This is a genomic window from Parabacteroides sp. PFB2-10, from assembly GCF_029893085.1.
Classification (GTDB): Bacteria; Bacteroidota; Bacteroidia; order Bacteroidales; family Tannerellaceae; genus QVMG01.
Window position 1 is genome coordinate 71,768 of sequence record NZ_JARXWI010000007.1, and the last position, 14,749, is coordinate 86,516.

At 47.2% G+C, this 14,749-nt stretch carries 15 protein-coding genes; 6 read left to right on the forward strand and 9 right to left on the reverse strand.

Going from position 1 to position 14,749, the window contains the following annotated elements:
* The first annotated feature begins 144 nt into the window (after nt 1-144).
* The 5 genes from M2137_RS07985 to M2137_RS08005 all read left to right on the forward strand — a co-directional run bounded on the left by M2137_RS07985 (nt 145) and on the right by M2137_RS08005 (nt 3,930).
* The gene (locus tag M2137_RS07985; RefSeq protein WP_280765921.1) at nt 145-837 is read left to right on the forward strand and encodes a CDGSH iron-sulfur domain-containing protein; all 693 of its coding nucleotides are present in this window, start codon (nt 145-147) and stop codon (nt 835-837) included.
* 228 nt (nt 838-1,065) lie between these two features.
* Nucleotides 1,066-2,346 carry a putative DNA modification/repair radical SAM protein gene (locus M2137_RS07990; RefSeq protein ID WP_280765922.1) on the forward strand — a complete coding sequence of 427 codons (1,281 nt, stop codon included), beginning with the start codon at nt 1,066-1,068 and terminating at the stop codon, nt 2,344-2,346.
* Nucleotides 2,343-3,107 (forward strand): TIGR03915 family putative DNA repair protein, encoded by a 765-nt coding sequence (locus M2137_RS07995; protein ID WP_280765923.1) that lies wholly within the window; start codon nt 2,343-2,345, stop codon nt 3,105-3,107. Before M2137_RS07990 ends, M2137_RS07995 begins: the two co-directional genes overlap by 4 nt.
* A gap of 115 nt (nt 3,108-3,222) precedes the next feature.
* Complete coding sequence (locus M2137_RS08000; protein ID WP_280765924.1) at nt 3,223-3,651, forward strand: N-acetyltransferase; 429 nt, start codon at nt 3,223-3,225, stop codon at nt 3,649-3,651.
* Nucleotides 3,652-3,663: 12 nt separating this feature from the next.
* Entirely contained in the window at nt 3,664-3,930 is a 267-nt protein-coding gene (locus M2137_RS08005) for a GNAT family N-acetyltransferase (RefSeq protein WP_280765925.1), read from the forward strand.
* A gap of 134 nt (nt 3,931-4,064) precedes the next feature.
* On the opposite strand, the gene M2137_RS08010 is transcribed toward M2137_RS08005, so the two are convergent.
* Complete coding sequence (locus tag M2137_RS08010; RefSeq protein WP_280765926.1) at nt 4,065-4,712, reverse strand: pentapeptide repeat-containing protein; 648 nt, start codon at nt 4,710-4,712, stop codon at nt 4,065-4,067.
* A gap of 149 nt (nt 4,713-4,861) precedes the next feature.
* Here M2137_RS08010 and M2137_RS08015 point away from each other — a divergent pair, with 149 nt between their 5' ends.
* Nucleotides 4,862-5,401 (forward strand): hypothetical protein, encoded by a 540-nt coding sequence (locus tag M2137_RS08015; RefSeq protein ID WP_280765927.1) that lies wholly within the window; start codon nt 4,862-4,864, stop codon nt 5,399-5,401.
* Between the two features lie 29 nt (nt 5,402-5,430).
* Here M2137_RS08015 and M2137_RS08020 read toward each other — a convergent pair whose 3' ends face one another.
* The 8 genes from M2137_RS08020 to M2137_RS08055 are packed head-to-tail and all read right to left on the reverse strand — an operon-like array spanning nt 5,431 to nt 14,620.
* On the reverse strand, nt 5,431-6,861 hold the full coding sequence (locus M2137_RS08020; RefSeq protein ID WP_280765928.1) for a carbon starvation protein A: 1,431 nt from the start codon (nt 6,859-6,861) through the stop codon (nt 5,431-5,433).
* A 12-nt stretch (nt 6,862-6,873) separates the two neighbouring features.
* On the reverse strand, nt 6,874-7,323 hold the full coding sequence (locus M2137_RS08025) for a GatB/YqeY domain-containing protein (protein WP_280765929.1): 450 nt from the start codon (nt 7,321-7,323) through the stop codon (nt 6,874-6,876).
* A 32-nt stretch (nt 7,324-7,355) separates the two neighbouring features.
* Entirely contained in the window at nt 7,356-8,696 is a 1,341-nt protein-coding gene (gene ftsZ / locus M2137_RS08030) for a cell division protein FtsZ (protein ID WP_280765930.1), read from the reverse strand.
* A 36-nt stretch (nt 8,697-8,732) separates the two neighbouring features.
* On the reverse strand, nt 8,733-10,103 hold the full coding sequence (gene ftsA, locus M2137_RS08035) for a cell division protein FtsA (RefSeq protein WP_280765931.1): 1,371 nt from the start codon (nt 10,101-10,103) through the stop codon (nt 8,733-8,735).
* Nucleotides 10,104-10,108: 5 nt separating this feature from the next.
* A complete protein-coding gene (locus M2137_RS08040; protein ID WP_280765932.1) occupies nt 10,109-10,837 on the reverse strand; it encodes a cell division protein FtsQ in 729 nt (242 codons plus the stop codon).
* Complete coding sequence (gene murC / locus M2137_RS08045; RefSeq protein ID WP_280765933.1) at nt 10,837-12,225, reverse strand: UDP-N-acetylmuramate--L-alanine ligase; 1,389 nt, start codon at nt 12,223-12,225, stop codon at nt 10,837-10,839. The genes M2137_RS08040 and murC overlap by 1 nt, the downstream gene beginning before the upstream one ends.
* On the reverse strand, nt 12,225-13,328 hold the full coding sequence (gene murG, locus M2137_RS08050) for an undecaprenyldiphospho-muramoylpentapeptide beta-N-acetylglucosaminyltransferase (RefSeq protein ID WP_280765934.1): 1,104 nt from the start codon (nt 13,326-13,328) through the stop codon (nt 12,225-12,227). The genes murC and murG overlap by 1 nt, the downstream gene beginning before the upstream one ends.
* Nucleotides 13,325-14,620: an FtsW/RodA/SpoVE family cell cycle protein gene (locus M2137_RS08055; protein ID WP_280765935.1), complete on the reverse strand. Its 1,296-nt coding sequence runs from the start codon at nt 14,618-14,620 to the stop codon at nt 13,325-13,327. The genes murG and M2137_RS08055 overlap by 4 nt, the downstream gene beginning before the upstream one ends.
* Nucleotides 14,621-14,749 lie beyond the last annotated feature (129 nt).

Consider the following 14,749-nt stretch of genomic DNA (forward strand, 5'->3'; position numbering starts at 1 on the left):
CATATATGATTTGTCCCGGCTGTTGCAATAGCTGCATCAGTCGGGACAAATTAAATAATGACTGTTTTTCCAAGGGCTTTCAAACAAATAATATAGTTATTTGTTACTTTCATATGAGAGATTTATAACAACTATATTATTAAAATGAACCAGTCAAACAAAAAGAAAATTAAGGTTACTAAAGATGGCCCTTACCAGGTCACAGGCCATATTCCTTTTAATCAATTGGGTTTTGTCGCCGACAAAAAAGGGGCTTCGAGCGCCTATAAAGAAATTCAACAATACAAAGTTGACGAGACCTATTATTTGTGTCGTTGCGGCAAATCGAACAATTATCCCTTCTGTGACGGTTCTCACCTGCAAGGTGAGCCATTCGACGGGACAGAGACATCGGGACATAAGAGTTATGACCAGATGGCAGAGAAGATTGAAGGTGAACAGGTCGACCTTTTAGATGCCGAAGAATTATGTGCGGTGGCTCGTTTTTGTGACACCTATGGATCAACCTGGAATCTGGTAGCAGACAGCAACGATCCGAAGAGCATAGAAATAATCAAGCAACAATGTGCGAATTGCCCGAGTGGTCGTTTAACGATGGTCACGAAAGAGGGCGAACGACTGGAGGCCGAATTGCCACAGGAGATAAGCATACTCGAAGATATCCCTGCCGAGGCGCATGGACCGATCTGGGTAAAAGGTGGTATTCCGATTGAAGATGCGAATGGGCACTTTTATCCAATCCGCAATCGCGTGACATTATGCCGTTGTGGTAAGTCAAAAAATAAGCCCTTTTGCGATGCTACTCACATGCAAAATCAGGGTGAATTGAAAGATTAATCATTTTATTGAAAAAAAAGAAGCTATCTGTTGAACAATTTTTGTATTAGCTTGTTATTAATATAAAGTGTTTTTCATGGTATTAGAATTAGGTTTAATTAGGTAGATCCGTCTTATTCGTGAGAATGGGACGGTTTTTTTTTGCTTTGCCTGTTCATAACTTTCCCCCAAGCAATCGGAAACCCTCCCTTATTTTCGTTATTTTTGTCCTACGTATAACAAAGAGGCATGGACGAAAGTGTATTGGAAAAACTAAAGGTATTGGCGGAGTCTGCCCGCTATGATGTATCCTGCTCGTCGAGTGGTACGTCACGTTCCAACAAAAAAGGGACGATCGGCAGTGCGGCCGGATGGGGCATCTGCCATAGTTTTGCCGAAGATGGCCGATGTATTTCGCTTTTGAAGATCATGCTGACCAACTACTGTATATACGATTGCGCCTACTGCATCAACCGCCGGAGCAATGATATCCGCCGGGCTACGCTTTCCGTTTCCGAATTAGTCAATATTACCATCGAATTTTATCGCCGGAATTATATCGAAGGCTTGTTTCTCAGCTCCGGGGTCGTGCGCAATGCCGACTATACGATGGAGCGCTTAGTGCGCATCGTGAAGGATCTGCGTCTGGTGCATAAGTTCAACGGATACATTCATATGAAAAGCATTCCGGGAGCCAGCGAGGAACTGGTGCGCGAAGCCGGGCTATACGCCGATCGTATGAGTGTGAATATCGAGATCCCGAACGAAGCCAACCTGCAAAGCCTGGCTCCGGAGAAGACCTTTCAGAGTGTGTTCACGCCCATGCGCTACATTCAGCAGGGGATGTTGCAGAGCGCCGACGAACGGAAACGCTTTCGTCATGCGCCCCGCTTCGTGCCGGCCGGACAGAGCACCCAGATGATTGTGGGCGCCACACCCGACACGGACAAGGATATTCTACGCGTATCGTCGGCTCTCTATCAGCGTCCAAGCATGAAACGAGTCTATTATTCCGGTTTTGTCCCGGTCAATGCGTACGACAACCGCTTGCCTGCCCTGAAACAGCCTCCGCTGGTGCGCGAGAACCGTTTGTATCAGGCCGACTGGCTGCTCCGTTTCTATCAGTTCAAGGTCGATGAGATTGTCGACGATGCCTACCCCGACCTCGACCTGGAGGTAGACCCCAAACTGGCTTGGGCCTTGCGCCATCCGGAATGTTTCCCGGTGGATATCAACAAAGCGGACTACGAGATGATCCTGCGCGTGCCGGGTATCGGGGTGAAATCGGCTAAACTGATCGTTGTCTCGCGCCGCCACAACCGGCTCGGGGCAGAACAGCTCAAGAAGATCGGCATCGTCATGAAGAAAGCACAGTATTTCATTACCTGCCACGAACTGCCTATACACACCATCAACGAATTGCGTCCCGAGAATGTGCGCCTTATATTAACGCAAAAATCAGGCGGCAGGAAGCGCAGACAGGATGAAAACCAACTGATTCTTCCCTTCGAAGAACATTCCGACGCATGATTGTTTTCAGCTACGATAACAGCCTGGAGGGATTGTTGACCGCCGTCTTCGATGCCTACGCCCGAAAAACATTTCCTGATATGTTGTTGGGAGAGGAGGATGCTTTGCCACTTTTCTACGACGAACTACACAGGGTGATCACCGATACTGCCAAAGCCGACCGCGTATGGAAGGCGCTTGAGAAAAAATTATCGAAGGTGGCTTTGTCGGAAATCACAGTCAGCTGGCTATCGGAACTGCCCGAAGTGGGGCCGTTGATCTTTCGGTATATCCGCAAAAACATCGACGCGCCGCAGTCGGTTGAAATGAACTTTGGCGATCCGGACGTATTGGCTCTCTCGAAGATATGGAAGAAGGTGGGGCAGGAGAAGTCACGGTTGGTGCAATTCCTCCGCTTTCAGAAAGCAGCCGACGGCACCTACTTTGCTGCGATGGAGCCCTTATACAATGTGCTTCCTCTCGCCATTCCTTTTCTGAAAGACCGGTATGCCGATCAACGCTGGCTGGTCTACGACCTGAAACGGGAATATGGCTACTATTACGACCTGCAGGAGGTGATCGAAGTGCGTTTTGAAAAGAAGGAGGAGCACCTACTTTCCGGCTTCCTCAGTGAAGAATTGATGGACAAAGACGAAAAGCTATTTCAGCAAATGTGGAAACAATATTATACCTCCATAGCGATACAGGAACGGAAAAATCCCAAACAGCAACGCTCGTTTATGCCAGTCCGCTTTTGGAAATACCTAACAGAAAAGAGATAATTCATAATTGATAATTGATAATTGATAATTGACAATTGATAAAATTGCTTTACGCTTCGCTAAGCGAACGTTGTTTCTTCATTCATAATTCATAATTCATAATTCATAATTAAAAATGATCCGCCCCTACATCCCATCCGATATCAGCCGCATGAGCAGCATCTGGCTGGAGGCCTCCTTTCTGGCACACGACTTTATTCCCCGCTCGTTCTGGGAAGGCAAAGAAAGCGATATGCAACACGTCTACCTGCCTTCCTGTCTGAATTATGTCTATATAGAAGAGGTCACCGGCGAGGTTGCGGGATTCATTTCCGTAAACGACGGCTTTATTCCTGCCCTGTTTGTGGCTCCCAGTATGCAAAAACGCGGGATTGGAAAACAATTACTGGATTATGTGAAGCGAACCCATGCACATCTGGTTCTTCATGTCTATGCCAAAAACCACCAGGCGATCTCTTTTTATGAAAAGCAGGGCTTCCGAATCACGGAAGAGCGCACCGAAAGTCAGTCGGGCGAACAGGAATATGTCATGGAATACCCCTAAAACAATAAAGATATGGAATTAGAGATCAAACACCTACCGGAAAAGAACCGCTTTGAAACTACCGTAGACGGGGTTACGGCTTTCGTAAACTACCGGATTGCAAACGAAGCGTTGGATATATTACATACCGTTGTACCAAGAGCTATCGAAGGGCAGGGAATTGCCGCCGCCTTGGTGAAACAGGCCTATGACTATGCACGCGCAAACGATATGCGATGCCAAGCCACCTGCTCGTATGCCGTCGTCTGGCTGCGCCGTCATCCTGAATATGTAGATTGAAAGTCTGCACGCAAGGCTATCTGTTGGTCGAGCATGGTGGACCAGTTGGCTCACCATGCTCGACCAATTGGCTGACCATGCTCAGCCAGTTGGTCGACCATGCTCAGCCAACAAATACTCCTGCGTGCAGACTTTCAATCAACCACCTCAACCCCTAACAACCGTATCAGGTCAAGCGCCTGCAGCGATGAGATTTTAGTGCCCCACAGCTCGGTTCTGGGCAAGAGGTTGATGCGTAATCCGGCTATCTCCGAATCAGAGAGATTCATGCCTTTTAAAGAGGTATTGTAGAACTCCGCTTCAATCAGGCGGCAGGAGTTGAAAGCCACATTGGCCAACTGACAGCTTTCAAAGGAGGCGCCGCGAAGCTGAGAGGCCTCGTAAGAGACATAGCGCTGTTTGCTTCCGGAGAAATTCATATAATTACCAATACACTCTTTGAACAGAACCTGATGAAGCGTTGTCTCCGAGAAGTTTGTTCCCAACAGCTTACATCCGACAAACTGTACCCGGTGCAGACTGCTGCCCGATAAATCCAGGTTCGACAAATCGCAATGGGTAAAGACGATATCGCTTAACTGGCTTTTAGGTAGTTTACATTGCATAAAACGGATGTTTACCAAGCGACAGGCATAGATGCTCCGGTTCGACGTTTGCACCTCATGCAGCAGTTGGTTTCTGAAAAGATGAGCATAAATATCTTCACGATCAAGAGATAGCAGGTCAGACAACTCTTCTTCTTCTTTTAATATATCCGCGATCTGCGGTTCGGTTATCTTCATAGTAATTTTGTTTTTATTGAGGGAGACAAAGGTACGTCTTCTTCGGGTAGAAATCGCTTTCCTCAACGATTTGCTCGGATTATTTGACACAATTTATTATTTTTGCCTGATATCATTCAAATCTGTCACGTTTTAAAAAAGAACATATTATGGAAAACGAAGTATTAGGCATTGGTTCACGCGTAAGTCATAAAGAATATGGTGCAGGTGTAGTGATTCAGGTGAAGTCGAACAGCTACCTGATCACCTTTATGGATTTTGGTAACCGGGAGATCCTGAAGAGCTACGAAGGACTGGAAGTCTTAGACCGGATGGAACCGGATGAGGATCTGGTAAGCCAGGAAATGATCGAACAGTCGCTCACACGTATCCTGCGCAAATTTGCAGATATTACGGAAGTAGTTCCGATTGCCGATAAGTATAAAGGAGGCACTCTGGTGATACGTCCGGCCAATCCGGAACTGAAATCCTACGAAATGCCTATCGGCAATTTCTTCAGCAAGATTATCAATATCCGCGAACGCTTGCGTGTTATGGAACAAAAGATCAACAACAACGATAAGTTAGACGAAGAAGACAAGATTGTGTTGCAACAATATATTACCCGTTGCTACGGCAGTTTGACCTCATTCAACATCCTTTTCAAGAACCGGACCCAACAATTCGTAGGCGAAGGCAGGAAATTTTGAAAATCTTATCAGATAATTCATACGGGAGATCACTCCACCACCTTTTCCTTGTCTTTGCGTCTGATGTTCCAGACAATATACCAGACAAGGGTTATCAGTGTAATGCCTATACCAATAGCTTGCGAGAGTGCGGTAGGTAACCCGAAGCCTTCGGGGGCAACAAAGATGTAGGTGGTACATACGGCCGTCATCAATAGAGCCGGGATCAGGGTGATGATATATAACTTCTTCTCTTTCGTCAGATAGACAGTCAACGCCCATAAGGTAAAAATAGCCAGCGTCTGATTAGTCCAAGCGAAATAACGCCAGATCATATCGAAGCCATCTTTATCTTTCATACTATACAATAGAATACCGATACCAGCCAGGAAGAGAGGAATACTGATCGCCAAGCGGCGCCAAAGTGTTTTCTGTTCCCAGTGAAGGATATCGGCCACGATTAGGCGGGCAGAGCGGAAGGCAGTGTCGCCGGTGGTGATAGGCGCCGCAATTACACCCAGAATAGCCAGGATGGCGCCGGTAGTTCCCAGCCAGTCCTTCGTGATGCTGTCGACTATGACAGCCGCATTACTTTCCGCCATACCGTTGTTATGGTAGAAATAGGTAGCGGCAGCTGCCCAGATCAAGGCAACAATACCTTCGGTAATCATCGCCCCGTAGAATACCGGACGGGCATATTTCTCGTTTTTAATGGTTCGTGCCATCAGTGGGCTCTGTGTCGCATGGAAGCCGGAGATGGCACCACAGGCAATACTTACGAACATAATAGGGAAGATGGGCAGTTGATTGGGATGTGTATTCCGCAATCCATCGGTTATCTCCGGAAGAGGAGGATGATGTACAAAGAGCATCACCAGAATACCAACCGCCATAAACAACAAAGCCGCTGCAAAAACAGGATAAATCCGGCCGATCAGTTTATCGACCGGTAAAACTGCAGCTATCATATAATAGATAAAGATCACGATGATCCAAAAGGTGAGATCCAGATGTTCCGCTGTCAGATTAGCCAACAATCCGGCCGGGCCGGCTACAAACACAGCGCCTACGAGAACCATCAGTATAATGGTAAACACACGCATAAACTGTTTGAAGCGGCTTCCGAGGTAGCGTCCAACCATTTCGGGCAAGCTTTCTCCACCATGACGCAAAGAGAGCATGCCCGCCAGGAAGTCATGCGTTGCACCGGCAAAGACCGTTCCCAATACAATCCATAAAAAGGAAGACATACCGAACTTGGCACCCATAATAGCGCCGAAGATAGGACCTAAGCCCGCAATGTTAAGAAATTGAATCATGAAGACCTTCCAGGTAGGCATAGGAAGGAAATCAACGCCATCACGTTGTGTATAGGCTGGAGTCTTACGCTCGGGATCTACACCAAATACCCGTTCCACGAAACGGCCATAAATAAAATAGCCGGCTATCAGGAACAATAGGCAGCAGGTAAAAGTGATCATTTAATCAAACGACTATGAAAGTAATCGCTTAACCGTTTCCGAAATCGCTTTACCTTCAGCTTTGCCGGCCAATAGTTTGGTCGCCGTACCCATCACCTTACCCATGTCCTGAGGACCTGAGGCGCCAACCTGCAGAATGATCTCTTTCAATGCTGCTTCCAGCTCTTCAGAAGACATCTGTTTCGGCAAATACACTTCGATATACGATACCTCTTCCAATTCCGGAGCAGCCAGGTCGTCACGTCCTTGCTCTTTATAAATAGTGGCACTGTCTTTCCGTTGTTTCACCATTTTCTGAAGAATCTTCACGGCAGTTTCGTCATTTAACTCACCGTCGCCTCCTTTAGCCGTTTTAGCTTCCAGAAACTCTTTCTTTATACCGCGCAGCGCTTGCAAACGTACTTTTTCTTTTGCCAGCATGGCGGCTTTAATGTCTTCACTGATTTGATCAAACAGGTTCATTGTTTTATAGTTTTAAGATTATTGTTTTACTTTCAATTAAAAAATGAGATCACAGGCGAATCACCCTCCGAAGCACTCTCTTTTCCGGCAGGTTGCTCGAACAGGAATCCGGCAGGCTCTTCCACTTTGGCTTTTGCGCGCAACTGAGCCACCAATTTGGCATCCCGGTTATAGGGCGGTTTGTCTTCCAAGAGGGAAATCATGGCGTCGTTATCAAGCTCGTTATCAGTGAGCACAACAATATGCGCGCGCTGAATCAACTTACCACCCTTGGCATCGGGACCATAATATTTTGCAATAAGCTCGCGCTCTTCACGTTCCTTAGCCAGACGATCTTCCTGAGAGCCGGTCTCTTCCTCCGCTTCGCGCATGCGCTTTTCAGCAATCTGTGGTATATCTTCCATCGTAAAGCCGGTAGCCAGAATAGTGATCTTCACCTTATTGCCTAAGGTATTATCAATAGCTGTTCCCCAGATCACCTCCACATAGCGGTTGGCTTCGGCCATAAATTCATGGATATAGGTCATTTCTTCCATCAAGAGTTCGTTGTCCTGGCTGAAATAAACATTCAGAAGCACTCGTTTGGCGTTCTTTACGTTTTTATTCCCAAGCAACGGCGAGTTAAGGGCATCTTCCAAAGCCAGGCGAACACGTTCATCACCTTCTCCGAATCCGTTACTCATCAGGGCGACACCACCATCCTTCATGGTCGTTTTCACATCGGCAAAGTCAAGATTGATGATACCCGGCATCGTGATAATCTCAGCAATACTCTTAGCCGCAGTAGTCAGCGTATCATCCGCTCTGCGGAAAGCATTCATCACCGTAAGGTCAGCATATATATCACGCAGCTTCTCGTTATTGATCACCAATAGAGCATCCACGCTCTTCGCGATCTCCTCCACCCCATTCAAGGCCTGTATTATCTTCTTTTCACCTTCAAAAAGGAAAGGGATCGTGACAATACCTACTGTTAGCAGTCCCATATCGCGGGCTACCTGTGCAATAACCGGAGCGGCTCCTGTTCCGGTGCCCCCTCCCATACCGGCCGTGATAAAGACCATTTTGGTACCATCGGTCAACATATTGCGCAACTCATCCGCACTCTCTTCCGCAGCCAAGCGAGCTCTTTCCGGTTTATTTCCGGCGCCCAAACCCTGGGTAATCTTCTTTCCCAGAATAATTTTATCCGGCACATTGGAACGATCCAGCGCCTGTCGGTCGGTATTACACAAGACAAACGATACATCGTGTATACCCTCCTCGTACATATGGCTCACAGCATTACCGCCACCGCCTCCTACTCCAATAACCTTTATGATAATAGGATTACCTGATTCGTAATCAAATTCCAATAATGTATCTTCGTCCATAGCTTATACGCTTTATTTTTTCTTTCCAATTATTTATTAATCAACATCGTCAAACAAGCCACCTATCTTATCAAACAAGTTGGCGCCAAATCGTATTTTCTTCTTCTCTGGCTTCTCTACTTTCTCTTTTTCAGCCTTTTTGGCCGCTTCTTTGCGTTGACGCTCTTTTTCTTTCTCTTCCTCAGCTATTCTTATTTCTTCCTCATCCACGGGGAATAAAGACTCTTCTTTCGGCGGAGCCTGGGATACAACCGGCGGCACATAGGCACAATTGATGCTTCCCTGAGATAAAAGACCTATGGAAACATAATATTCCGGTGTGGGAATAGCCTCATCATCCTGTAAATCCTGGCGCAAAGTAGCCCAACGGATATCCATCTTCAGACGTTTGTGCATCGTTTCCATCAGGTTACGCATGTCCGAACCACCACCGGTTATCACAAGGCCAGCACCTAATCCTTTCAAGACCTCCTCACTTCCCAACCGGGCATATACATTTTCCAGGATTTCCTTCACGCGAGACTCTATCACATAATTGATTTCGGCCAGCTTAATCCCACTAAGACCTACGCCATCGGCCGAATGCACCCGAATGGTTTCATCACTTTCCAGATCGGCCACTGCGTTTCCATAATCAACTTTGATGCGTTCAGCTTCCGATTCAACCAGATGAAGTGAGGTAAGGTCTTTGGTAATCAGATTGCCTCCCAACGGAATCACAGCCAGTTTTTCCAGTTTTCCCCCTTTCAATACCGTGACCGAAGTGACTCCGGCGCCAAAATCTATCAGGGCACAACCCAATTTCTTTTCATCTTCGCCAAGAACCGCATCCGACAAGGCCAGAGGAGAAATCAGAATGCCTGCCAATTCGAGTCCGGTGCGTTCGATGGAGTTTTCAATATGCCGGCGGATCGACGGACGCCCCACGATCAGTTTATAATGGACTTCCACTTTATTAAAAGGAACACCTACCGGATTCTGTTCCAGTTTACCATCCACATAGTAGGTTGGCGAAACGATTCCGTAAACATGCCACCCCTTGGGTTGGTAGGTACGACAGTCTTCCAGAAGCATGTCCTTGATATCTTCCGTCAGAACACTCTCTTCCATCATCTCCTTCACAACAGAGTAATCAATGGAATGAAGCGATTGGCCTCCGACACCAACATAGACTTTCGCAATCTTTCCACCTTTCAGATTGGCTTCAAGCTTTTTCACCAGACGTTTGATTTTTGCTGCCGTTTCTTCAATATTGAAGATGATTCCGCGGCGAATCGCACCACCAGCCTCTTCGCTATCGGAGGCAAGAACACGGATAACGCCTGTTGCGCGATCTTTCTGTCCGACCATACCGATCAAACGAGACGTGCCCAGGTCGATTACTGCTATAAAGTCTCTGTATGCCATATCCTTTATTTTTTCGTACATACTATCTGATTCTTATACTTAAGATTGATCACACTATATTTATTCCAACCCATTTTAGGGATGGCTTGTTTATAAAACAATTGCAAATTGGCCAGTTTTTCTTCGTAACTGTCTATGGAGCCCAACAGAATGCGGTGATCTCCAACACGCGGCACAAGTTCAATCTCCTGCCCCGGAGTCACATTAATCTGCTCTATCTGGTTGTTCCAGAATTCATTCTTATGCAAAAATAAGGCAAATTTGTATAAATCATTCATAGCAAACGCTTTTTCGATATGTCCGGTTGCAATCGGTACATGGGCGACATAGCGTTGGCTCAACGGCATACTGCTGCCCGCGTTATCAATATAATAGCTTCCATGAATACTCATCACCCGAAGGAGTGGCATCTTCTGGCTCACCTCCAGTTTGATTTTTCCGGAAGGTGTTTTATAGACCTCCACACGGGCGATCATTTGATTCTTCTTCAGTTCCTCTTCGATCAGCTCCGTATTGACAGCATACATCGGCTTGTCGATAGGAGAAAGATTAGCCCGTTTCAGTAAAGAGATCACATCCTGCTCGCTCACAAAATGTTTATCCAGACTATCACGCACGATAATCTCCAGGCCTTCACATGTTTTATTCACCGACCGGTCTTTCAGAAAGACGGAGGCCGCAACAATATAAAAGCCGAATAACAAGGCTATCAATATGGAGAACAGACGAACCATCACACTTTATTTCTCTTTTTTTCCAATACTTCTTTGACCGGTTTGACCAAGCGGTCGATATCTCCGGCTCCCAACATCAGTACAACATCGAAAGCATGTCCCTTTACCCAATCCAACAGATCCTCTTTCCGGCACAACCTCTTGTCCGACAGCGTGACCTTGTCTAAGATCAGTTGCGAAGTAACTCCCGGAATAGGCATTTCCCGAGCCGGATAGATATCCAACAGGATCAGTTCGTCCAACAAAGAGAGGCTCTCGGCAAAACCATCCACAAAATCCCTGGTACGGGAATAAAGATGGGGCTGGAAAATACCCGTCACCTTCCGGTCGGGATAGAGCGCTTTGACCGACCGGATACTGGCTTCCAGTTCCATCGGATGATGCGCATAGTCATCGATCAACACAATATCTTCCTCTTTCAACTGGAAGTCGAAACGGCGCTGCGGCCCGGCAAAGCTGGCGATTCCCCGTTTCAGTTCCTCTTCCGTCACCCCGTTAAGCCAGGCAACAGCCATGGCCACTACGGCATTTTCGATATTCACCCGAACAGGCACACCAAGCTGCACATCGCGGACAGCCACATCCGGTCCGACAAAATCAAAAAAGATATCTCCGTTGCCGATGCGTATGTTTTCGGCAAAGAAATCACCGCCTTCTTCCGCCGAATAGGTAAACAGACGAACTCCCGGTTGCAACCGTGGGGTCACCGCTATATCCTTTCGCATAATCAGGCAGCCTTCCGGGCGAATCAGGGAGGTGAAATGTTCGAAACTCTCCCGGTAGCTTTGAGCATCGCCATAGATATCCAGGTGATCCGGATCGGCCGAGGTGATCACCGCCATATAAGGAGTCAGTTGATGAAACGAACGATCGAACTCATCGGCCTCAATAACCGTCAGGTCACTCTTATCCGAGAGCATCAAGTTCGATCCCCAATTTTTTAATATGCCACCCAGAAAGGCATTACAATCCACATGCGACTGCTTCAACACATGAGCCGTTATGGAAGAGGTTGTTGTCTTGCCATGCGTTCCCGCAATACACAGCCCCCGGGCGCTGCGGGTAATCTCCCCTAAGAGTTGCGCCCGTTTCATCACCGTGAAACCCTTTTCGCGGAACCAGGACAGTTCTGTATGATCATTGGGCACCGCCGGCGTATATACCACCAACGTATCCGCCGGATTTTTACACCAGGCTGGTATCAATGCCACATTATCCTCATAATGAATCTCAGCGCCCTCGGCATTCAACTGCTCGGTTAAGACAGAAGAGGTTCTGTCGTAGCCCGCTACCTTTTTCCCTTTCGACAGGAAGTAACGCACCAGGGCGCTCATGCCTATGCCGCCGGCTCCTACAAAATAAAGAGATTGTATATCGTTTAATTGCATTATCGTTTAATTATTTTCACTATTTCATCTACGATCCGTTCCGCGCTCTGTCGTTCGGCCATCAGGCCGATATGACGGCTCAAACCAGCCAGACATGCCTCATCGCCCACCACCTGCAACGCCAAAGGTATCAACTTTTCCACGGCCTCCTTATCGGCCACAAACAAAGCGGCTTCTTTTTCCACCAAGGCCATCGCGTTTTTGGTCTGATGGTCTTCCGCTACATTAGGCGAAGGCACCAGAATCACCGGTTTCTCCAACAGACACAACTCCGAGATAGAGCTTGCCCCGGCACGCGATATAACCAGATCGGCCGCCTCGTATGCATAATCCATACGCGTAATAAATTCAGAACACCAGATAGAAGGCGACTTATAAGGTTCCAGTTTGTTTTGAGCCTCTTGATAGTAATAGCGGCCCGTTTGCCAGATAAACTGCACACCTGAACCAGCTATTGCCTCCAGATGTTCCTGCACACTCCGGTTGACAGTGCCTGCTCCCAGACTTCCGCCCACGATCAATATGGTTTTCTTCTCCGCCGAAAGGCCAAAGAAGGCCAATGCCTCTTCCCGTTTTCCTTTGGCCTGTTCCAGGTCTTTGCGCACCGGATTACCTGTCAACACGATCCTTTCTTTGGGGAAAAACTTCTCCATGCCTTCGTACGCCACACATACTCTGTCGGCTCTTTTCGCCAATAGTTTATTGGTGACCCCGGCATACGAGTTTTGCTCCTGCAGCAGAATGGGAACACCTACCGACGAGGCCATCCACAAAGTCGGGCCACTGGCATATCCACCCACACCAATCGCGATGTCCGGACGAAACTCTTTGACTGTCTTCTTCGCCAAACGAAGGCTTTTCAACAGACGCGCCAATACCTTAAAGTTCTTCAATAGATGCGCCCGATCCAAACCGCTAACCGGCAATCCAACAATCGGATAACCCGCTGCCGGCACCTTCTCCATCTCCATCCGGTTCTCGGCTCCGACAAAAAGGATGTCCGCGTCCGGAAAACGCTCCCGAAAGCAATTGGCGATCGAAATGGCCGGAAAGATATGTCCGCCTGTGCCACCGCCGCTGATAATCAGTTTATATGGTTTCATACGTTTGCTTCTTCTATGGTCTCCACCTCAATCGAGGCAAGTACCGATTCTATCTCCTGATCGCTCATATCTGTTTGCAAAACACCTTCCATTTCTTCTTCCAACAGTTCATCCTCCTCATTCCCCATACCGGCACCAAATCGGCTAATGCTTAATATGATACCGATATAGACACAGGTAATCAGAGTCGATGTTCCTCCGCGACTGATCAGGGGCAAAGGTTGTCCTGTCACCGGAATAAGGTCGACAGCCACCGCCATATTGGCAAATGCCTGCACCACAATCACCAATCCGCATCCCATCACCAGGAACTTGGCAAAAGAGCTCTCGCAACGCCGGGCAATGATCCCAACGCGAAAAAGCAATATAACATACAACAAAAGAACGAATAATCCGCCAACAATGCCTAATTCCTCAATGATAATTGCATAAATAAAGTCAGAATAGGCCTGTGGCAGGAAGTCGCGCTGCTGTCCGTGTCCGGGCATCTTACCTACCACTCCTCCCCGGGCAATGGCTATTTTGGCATGAATCTCCTGATAATGATCATCCGTAATAACGATAACTCCATTGGCATCTACCTTTTCCTCCGGTGGATGGATCGCTCGCTCAATACGCCCTTTGGCAGTCAAGAGGCGTCCCTCCAGCCGATCCGGGAGTTTTTGTATGACATCGACCGGGGTGACATAGAGTAAGAAAAGAAAAAGCGCCAGCGAAGCAAGGAGGATTGCCCCTAAGCGAAACACCCGCCAGAAAGGCAACTGCCCGATGAACATCATCAGATAACAGATACCAAAAAGCATAACGGCCGTAGAAATATTATCGCCAAAGATGATTCCGCAGGTCACCCCCGCAGCAATCAATATGGTATTAAAAATCTGTTTCTCTGTGAATCGATTCCGAAGGCTAAGCATAAAAGCCGTAAATACGATCAAAGAGAGTTTGGCTATCTCCGAAGGTTGAAACTGAATACCGAAAAGTTTAATCCATCGGGTCGTATCGTTGATCTCTACTCCGATATAAGGAGCCAACAAGAGCAGTACAATAGATATAGGCAAAAAAATGATCAACAGGGAAAAATACTTACTCGGGAAGTTATGAATCACAAGTATCACTACGAATCCCCCCAGAAGGAAAGAGGCATGTCGTACGATAGGCGCCCAATGATTGGCATTTTTATAAGCCAACGTACTGGTTGCACTGAACACCTCCACCAACGAGATCAGGCAAAAGAACATAAAGATGATCCATATCACCCGGTCGCCTTTAAATAGTTTACTTGCTAAATCCACTCTTTTTCTTTTTAAAAATCATACATAGAAAACCACACTCATCCATTTGACATTTTGTCATTTTCGCGGGAGAATTTTTCCAAAATGGTAGGACTTTGTGAAAAAACTCCCGGGAGAAACATTTTTTAA